Genomic DNA, 7,807 nt, shown 5'->3' on the forward strand with positions numbered 1-7,807 from the left:
AGTGGGTCCGTGCTTGAGCGACGGCTCTCGTGTCGATGAGGTCGTACAGGCCGGGGCGTCCGACGGCGGCCGTATTCCTCAGAGCCCCATGCGTTGCTCGCCGCCGATGGACGTGCTGCCCGGCACCAGCAAGCCGTTGGCCACGACCCGATCCGCCCGGCCGCTCCGACCACCGTCGTCTCCCTGGCCGTTTGTGTCGACGGTCCGAGCCGCTCCCAATGTGGTGACCGCCAGCTCGGACACGCCGCGTCCGGACCGGGTGGTCCTCTGCCGTCCGCTGCTCAAGGACTGCCCGCCGCTTCCACGCCGTGATGGGCGGCTCTGGCCTTATCTATGCGGTCGGTCGTCAACGTCGAGGGGCCGAGCGACGTGGCCTGGCCGCCCTGCGCCGATCGCGTCGTTGCGGTCACCGGCCATCCGTTGGTCCCCGTGGTCCGCCCACGCCCACACAAGGCCAGTCGACGGCGGGCCAGCGGGATCGATTCGGTTCGGCGCATTGCAAGGCGGCCGGCGCCGGGCCAGACAACGGCCGGCTGGTGTGACCGGCGGACCGATTCAGTTGGAGCCGGGCCACGACACCGGCATCCCGGGCGACCGCCAGCACGATCTACGAGTCGTCGGTGAGCGCTGCGCCCGTCTAGAGGGGTTTCATGATCCGGTTGCCGGCGGGTCGAGTGGATCGATCGAGGCATTGCGGGCGGTGTGCTGGGTGCCTCGCTTCGGCATCCCGTCCGCGGGTCCGTCGTGGATGCGTCCGCCACGATGATGCTCGCTGGGTGGCCGTTCGGGGCAGGGTCGTGGGTGTGCGGGTGTCGCGATGGCGGCCACGGTGATCCGTCGTACCGCCCACACGCCGGACCGCGCCGCCGTGGCCATGCATCGCCGCCACTGGGACTCGTGACCTCCCTCAACCGGATCATGAAGCCTCACTAGAGCCCCCGGCCTGTGCCGTGGGGCCCCGGGACCGGAGGAGGCCGGCCCACGGCATGGGCGCCCCCACGCCGCTGGAGCCAAGAGCCGCCCGAGCGACGGAGTGGCGAGAGGCGTGTTTCACGTGAAACGACGTCACCGCGGGCCGACCCTCATGAGCCAGGCCAGTGAACACCAGGCGACCGCCACGCGGATCGGACCTCCCGTGGACCGGGTCCACATGAATCTGCGCCCAACGGCAGTGCATCGGAGCCGACCGACGGCCCGCCCGCCACGCCGCGGCGCCCACACGCCCCCGGCAAGGCCGCACCGAGGACAGGTACACGGGCACCAGTCTCGGCATGACAGCGACCTCTCCGGGTAGCTGGACACGCCGCGCCGAAGCCGTCGCTGTTGAAACGATGCGGCGATTCAGCGGTCGGCCAGGTGTACTCGGTCATGACGTTGGTGACACGCCAAGGCGGTAGTTAACCGTGGAAGGAACTCCGGGCGAAGTGGACTTCACTCATCACCTGGAGGGGCGCCCGTCGCGCACGTGGCCAAGGAGGCTGGGCGTGTCCCGCAATTGCGCGCACCGGTGGGTCGCCCCGGTTACTACGCCGAAGACGGCGCCGGTCTGCACGACCGCTCCCCAGCCAAGATCGAACGGCGGGTCGTCGCCGCCCACCGACGGTGGCGGTGGCGGTGCGGCCCTGCCGGGCTGGCCCGTCGCACCGACGTCCCAGCCGCGATCCGCGGGCGGATCCTGCGCACCCCGACCGGCCGACCGCGACTCGCTGGCCGGGCAGCCGCGTGGGTTCCGGCGGGTTGTGGCTCGTGATCGCGATCACGAGGGGCACGGCGACCACTGTTTCATGATCACGAAGACTTGGTGTAGCCAGGGGTGCACCAAGTCTTCGTGATCATGTGAAGAATCGTGTCAAGCGGTGCCGCGCCGCAGAGTCGGGTCGTGGAGCCAGGCCCTGGCGCCGGGGCCGCGGCGCCCGTGTCCCCTCGTGCGGGACGGCCGTGCTCCGTGCTTGTCCCAACCCCGGGCTCCTTGATCGTCGGAAACATCTGGCTGTCCAGGGCGGATTCAGGAGGTTGTTGCAACACTCCTGCTGAGGTGCTCGGTGAGGGCCTCGGCAGGGGTTTTCCGGCCGAGTGTTTCACGGGGTCGGCCGTTGAGTTCGGCCTGCGTGATGGTGCGGAAGTCGGAACCGCCTTTGGGGTAGTACTGGCGCAGCAGACCGTTGGTGCCACGTTGCTAGGGGCTGTGCGGGTCGCAGTAGTAGACCGGGCAGTTGGTGGCGATGCTGAAACCGGGCGTGCAGCGCCATCTCCGAGACTTGGTCCCAGGTCAGGAACCGGCGTAGCTGTGCGGGCAGGTCGGTCACTTCGCCGCCAGTTAGGTGATGACATGTTCCGACACGCGGCTGTCGGGCAGGGCGACCAGGAGCACGAACCGGGTGGCGCGTTCGACCAGGATGGCGATGGCGGACTTGCCGGCCGTGCCGATAAGCAGGTCACCTTCCCGGTGCCCGGGGGACCGCCCGATCGGCGGCCTCGGCTGGGCGTTGGGACACGTTGAGCCCGACCCAGTCGCGGTTGGAGCGGATGGCCCTGCCACGGCGGCGCGGGTGTGCCGGGAGGCCCGGCCGGAGCACGGGGCGACCTGCCGGGTCAGCTCGGCGCGCAGGTCGCCCAGGGCCTGCAGGTAGATGGTTTCGTGTGACACCCGCATCGCCTCGTCGTCGGGGAGTCCTGCCGCAACCGTAGAGCGATCTGCTGCGGGGAGTGCCGCAACCGCAGCTGGCTGGGCGCCGCCAGCTTCCCCGCCCGGGACCGTGCCCGGAAGTCCAGCGCCGAACGATGCGCCCGCCCGGGCTGCTGCGGCGAGACAAAAGCGCGGTTCGAGTGGTTCAGGATCTCCCGGAGATCGTCAACGGAGCCCGGCCCAGCCGCGCCGCGATCGAACGCCGCGACTCACCCCGGGCCAACCGATAGCGATCTCTCCCCGCTCCGCCAGACTCAATCGGTCAGCCACTGTGCACCCCCACCCCAAGGTCATCGACTACGGGTGCCGCAACCACCTATTGAGCCCGCCAGTTCTCCGCCTTCAAATAGGCGATCACCAAACTCGGCACCGCGCGGCGGTTCACCAACACCGCACTGCCCCTGGACGAACGGCAAGGCCGAACGCTGCATTCACACCACCGACCCCGCAGCGCGCTGGGGCGGCCAACCGTCCGTCCACGCGTCCGGAGCCCTCACCATTCCGGCGGGGACTCCGGACGCGACACTGTTTCACGTGAAACGGCGCTCGGCGGCGGTGATCGCGTTACGGAAGAGCATGGCAACTGTGGTGGGGCCGACGCCGCCGACGCGTGGGGTGATGGCGCCCGCCACTGCGGCGCATTCCTCGGCGACGTCAGGGAGGAGACGACGGCCCTCGTACCGGACGCCGCCGCCGACGACTACCGCGCCGGGCTTCACGTGCTCGGGCTGGATGATGCCGGGGACACCGGCGGCGGCGATGAGGATGTCGGCGCGACGGGTGTACCTCGGCCAGTCCGCGACCCCGGTGTGGACGACGGTCACCGCGGCGTTTGCCGTGGGGCGCTTCTGCGCGAGGAGCATCGCCAGTGGGCGGCCGAGGGTCGCGCCGCGGCCGAGGATGACCACCTCGCGGCCGCTCACCGGAATCTCGTAGTGCGCCAGGAGCGCCTCGATGCCGGCGGGAGTACAGGGCAGTGGGCCGGGCATGCCGGCGGCGAGGCGACCCAGGTTGAGGGGGTGCATGCCGTCGACGTCCTTGTCGGGGTCGACACGCTGAAGCGCGGCGTCGTAGTCCAGATGGCGCGGCGTCGGGTACTGGATGAGGAGTGCGTGCACGGCCGGGTCCGCGTTGAAGGCGTCGATCACCGCGTAGAGGTCGGCCTGCGTCGCGGTCGCGGGAAGGTGCTCGTGCGGAGAGGCGAAGCCGAGCTCGGCGGCCTGCCGTTGCTTGATCCGGATGTAGCCGGCGCTGGCGTCGTCGTCGCCGACCAGGATCGTCGCCAGTGTGGGGGTGACACCTCGCGCTCGGAGCGCGGCCACCCGGGTCGTGACGTCCGCGAGGATCTGCTCAGCGACCGGGCCGCCGGGCAGGAGGCGTGCGGTGCCCGAAGCTGGAATGGTTGGAGTGGAGTGCTGAGTCGCAGGCATAAGGCTCCTTCACATCGAGGAAGCCCAGGCGGTCGACTTCCACGAACGGAGCTCCCCGATGGTTGCCCATCCTCGATGCCGCCAGTCGCGTACCCGTACGAGTATGCCTGACCCGAACACCCCATCACCGACACCGGTGCGCGCCTGTCGCTGACGTCGGTGCAGAGCCCGTCAAGGTGGCACAAACAGATCACCGTGCAGACGAGGCTGAACAGTGGCCGGCGCGGTGTTCGGTTGCCGGCGTCCCGTCAGGCGAGGACGCTTCGCCAGCCCACCGCAGCACACCAAGGCCGGAACCGTGGCCGGTGTGATCCCACGACGGCAGTGGTCGACCGGGCCGGGTAACGCACGGGACGACAAGCGACATGCCTGCCGCAGAGGCCGGTCCAGAAGCACACAGGCGAGGGTCCACCCGGCGGAGGCACAAAAAACGCGTGCCCCCGACCAGCCGTGTGGCCGGGGACACGCGAGGTGGTGCTCGGTGGGTCAGGCGGTCGGGCGGACCACGATGCGGCGGGACGGCTCGACGCCCTCCGACTCGCTCTCGACGCCGGGCAGAGCGTTGATCACGTCGTGAACGCACTTGCGCTCGAACGCGCTCATCGGCTCGAGGCGGACGGCCTCACCGTACTCCTTCACCTTCTCGGCGGCGTTCTTGGCTATCGCGCCCAACTCCTTGCGGCGGAGGGCGCGATAGCCGCCGACGTCGAGCAGGAGGCGGCTGGGGGAGCCGGTCTGGCGGAAGACGGCCAGGCGGCTCAGCTCCTGGAGCGCCTCGAGGGTCACGCCGCGCTGGCCTACGAGCGCCTGGAGGCGGCGGCCGTCGCCGCCCTCGACGACCTCGACGACGGGCCGGCCGGCGACGACCAGCTCGTCGATGTCGCCGTCGTAGTCGAGGATGTCCAGCAGCCCTTCGACGTAGTCTGCCGCGATCTCGCTCTCCCGGAACAGGTCGGCCGCGGCACGGCCACCGCCGCCGCTGTCGGCCGGAGCCTTGGCGCTCTTGCTTTCCGAATCCTCGTCCTCTGCGTCGTCGGCGGCATCGTCGAGGTTGGCATCCTGGTCCAGCACGTCGGCGTCGCCGTCGGTACCACGCGCGTCGAGATCACTGGTGGTGTCGGTCACGAAACTCATCTCCGCTTGCTCGGGGCGCCGAGGCGCCGTCACAGGTCGTCGGTGAGGGGTGGTGTCACAGGGAGCGCCCCGCGCCGGGCCACAGGGAGGGGAAGGGCCCGGCGGGGTCGCGTCAACCCGACTGCCGCTTCGCGGCGCCACCCTTCTTCGGGTTGATCGGCTTGGCACCCGGCTTCGGCGCGCGGGACGGCGTGCCGTTGGCCGGGGTGCCGGTCGCCTTCGCGCCGGTCGCCTTGCCGCCGGCGGACTTTGCCGGGGCCTTGCCGTTGGCGCGCTGCTCGGCCTGGTCCTTGGCCCGGCTGAACAGTGCGGCGAAGCCGGACTGCTTGGGCTCGGCGCCCACGGTCTTGGGGGCCTTGAACGGCGTGGTGTTGGTCGTCGCGCTGGCCGGCGGCGGGTACTTGTGGAGCACCCAGTACTGCTGGGCGAGCGTGATCGCGTTGTTCGTGACCCAGTAGAGGATGACACCGATCGGGAAGTACCAACCGGACGTCAGCGTGAAGAACGGGATGCCGTAGAGCATGAACTTCTGGATCATGCGCTGCTGCGGGTCGGTGTTCCATCCGGTCTTCTTGATCATCTGACGCTGCGTCAGATACGTCGTGGTGATCATCAGCGCGACCAGCAGCGCGGACACGATCTTGACCGTGCCCGAGCCGGCCTCGATCCGGATGAGCTCCTCGGTGCTGCTGCTGAACTTCGCCACGATCGGCGCGTCGAACAGGCGGGCGTCGACGGCGCTCAGGAACTGCGGGATGCTCCACCCGTACAGCTCCATCTGGCCGTCGGACGTGCCGGGACGCAGATGGCGGAGCACGTGCAGGAGGCCGATGAAGACCGGGATCTGGAGGAACATCGGAAGGCAGCCCATGAGCGGGTTGACCTTCTCCTCCTGGTAGAGCTTCATGACCTCCTTCTGGAGGGTCTCCCGGTCGCCCTTGTGCTTCTCCTGCAGCTCCTTCATCTTCGGCTGGATCGCTTGCATCGCACGCTGCGACTTGATCTGCTTGACGAAGATCGGGAACAGCACGACGCGGACCGTGATCACCAGGAACACGATCGCGAGCACCCACTGCCAGTTGGTGCCGAGGACGCGGTGGTCGGGCACGACCTTGTCCCACACGGAGTGCCAGAACAGCATCACCTGCGAGATCAGCCAGTAGATCCCGCCCATCAGCTTGCTAATCACGACACTGCTCCAGTCACGTCAGACTCGGCCTCAGACTCGGGTTTGGGCTCCGGGCGTAGCGCGGCTCCCCGGCGCGGTGGCACCGGGTCGAACCCACCGGGGTGGAACGGGTGGCAGCGCAGCAGCCGCCAGATCGCGAGGCCGATTCCCTTGATGGCGCCATGCGTGCGGACCGCCTCCAGGGCATAAGCGCTGCACGACGGGTAGAACCGACAACGCGCCGGCAACGCCGGGCTTATCCACCGACGGTACGCGACGATGGGCGCCGCAACGACCCGGGCTCCGACGTTCATCGACGGGCTCCTCGGGTCTTCGGGCGGCGAGCGGCCTCCAACGCGCTGTCAAGATCCTTTTCGAGGATGTCGTACTGCCGGGTCGCTGCGTCCGGCAGCGCCCGCACCACGACGACGGCGCCGGGCGGCAGATCGGCGAGGCGCGAGCGGACCAGGTGCCGCAGGCGGCGCTTCACCGTGTTACGGACGACGGCGTTTCCGACCGCCTTGGACACGACGAAGCCGGCGCGGGGCGCCGGCTCGGTCGTTTCATCTGCAGACTGCATGTAATGCACCACGAGGGCCCCACGACCGGCGCGGCGACCGTTGCGAATGGTGGCGGCGAAGTCTTCACGCCGCCGCAGTCGCTGTGCGGCCGCCAGCACGCTGCCTCCCGGAGGGCGCGTCGGGTCAGGCGGACAGGCGGTCGCGCCCCTTGGCGCGGCGCGCCGACAGGATGGCACGGCCGGCGCGGGTGCGCATGCGCAGCCGGAAGCCGTGGGTCTTCGCGCGCCGGCGGTTGTTCGGCTGGAAGGTGCGCTTGCTCACGTCGGGGCTCCGTCTTCATGACTTGTGGGCGCAGCACGCGCCCACAAGTGTCGGCGCGCAACTGGATGTCGAATCGGTCATTGGAGTTTACCAGCACGCGGTTCTCCAACCGAGACAGGGTACGCGCGGGCCCACTGACCGTCAACGATCAACGGCGCATCCACACCCTCGCACCGCAGGCAGGACCCGAAATCCACAGGATCGTTGTGGACAACGGTTGAGTGGTTGTGGACAACGCTGTTAACGTGCCCGGTTGCCGGTAGACACCGCGACGGCCGGCGACGGGGCACAACGGACTTTCCGGTTCAAACAGGCGCGCTACAGGGGGCAGAACAACGCGTCTGACCTGCACAACCTATGGCATCTTGGCTGGCCACCGCACAGTCAGCACGGCGCCCGGGGGAATCAGGGCGATCCGTCCACGGCATATCGCTCGTTGATACACAGGTTGTGGAAAACCTGTGGACAATGTTGCCGGGACGGCGGGAATCCGGCGCCTGGTCCGCTCGCGGTGGGGGCCGCGAATGACGATGGGGGTGCGCGAACG

At 69.2% G+C, this 7,807-nt stretch carries 7 protein-coding genes and 1 riboswitch; all 7 genes read right to left on the reverse strand.

Features of this window, described 5'->3' with window-relative positions; all coding sequences use genetic code 11:
• Positions 1–2,317 precede the first annotated feature (2,317 nt).
• The 7 genes from Dfulv_RS48350 to rpmH all read right to left on the reverse strand — a co-directional run bounded on the left by Dfulv_RS48350 (position 2,318) and on the right by rpmH (position 7,260).
• On the reverse strand, positions 2,318–2,647 hold the full coding sequence (locus tag Dfulv_RS48350) for a hypothetical protein (RefSeq protein ID WP_259860520.1): 330 nt from the start codon (positions 2,645–2,647) through the stop codon (positions 2,318–2,320).
• 569 nt (positions 2,648–3,216) lie between these two features.
• Positions 3,217–4,116 (reverse strand): bifunctional 5,10-methylenetetrahydrofolate dehydrogenase/5,10-methenyltetrahydrofolate cyclohydrolase, encoded by a 900-nt coding sequence (locus tag Dfulv_RS48355; RefSeq protein WP_259860521.1) that lies wholly within the window; start codon positions 4,114–4,116, stop codon positions 3,217–3,219.
• A 15-nt stretch (positions 4,117–4,131) separates the two neighbouring features.
• A riboswitch (ZMP/ZTP riboswitch) is annotated at positions 4,132–4,215 on the reverse strand.
• A gap of 387 nt (positions 4,216–4,602) precedes the next feature.
• Positions 4,603–5,241, reverse strand: a complete 639-nt coding sequence (locus Dfulv_RS48360) for a Jag family protein (RefSeq protein WP_406567902.1) — start codon at positions 5,239–5,241, stop codon at positions 4,603–4,605.
• Positions 5,242–5,362: 121 nt separating this feature from the next.
• A complete protein-coding gene (yidC, locus tag Dfulv_RS48365) occupies positions 5,363–6,424 on the reverse strand; it encodes a membrane protein insertase YidC (protein ID WP_259869773.1) in 1,062 nt (353 codons plus the stop codon).
• 11 nt (positions 6,425–6,435) lie between these two features.
• A complete protein-coding gene (gene yidD / locus Dfulv_RS48370; protein ID WP_259860522.1) occupies positions 6,436–6,732 on the reverse strand; it encodes a membrane protein insertion efficiency factor YidD in 297 nt (98 codons plus the stop codon).
• A complete protein-coding gene (gene rnpA, locus Dfulv_RS48375; protein ID WP_259860523.1) occupies positions 6,729–7,097 on the reverse strand; it encodes a ribonuclease P protein component in 369 nt (122 codons plus the stop codon). Before rnpA ends, yidD begins: the two co-directional genes overlap by 4 nt.
• 25 nt (positions 7,098–7,122) lie before the next feature.
• Complete coding sequence (gene rpmH, locus Dfulv_RS48380; RefSeq protein WP_033360019.1) at positions 7,123–7,260, reverse strand: 50S ribosomal protein L34; 138 nt, start codon at positions 7,258–7,260, stop codon at positions 7,123–7,125.
• Between the last annotated feature and the right edge of the window lie 547 nt (positions 7,261–7,807).

It is taken from the genome of Dactylosporangium fulvum (assembly GCF_025137375.1).
Lineage (GTDB): Bacteria > Actinomycetota > Actinomycetes > Mycobacteriales > Micromonosporaceae > Dactylosporangium > Dactylosporangium fulvum.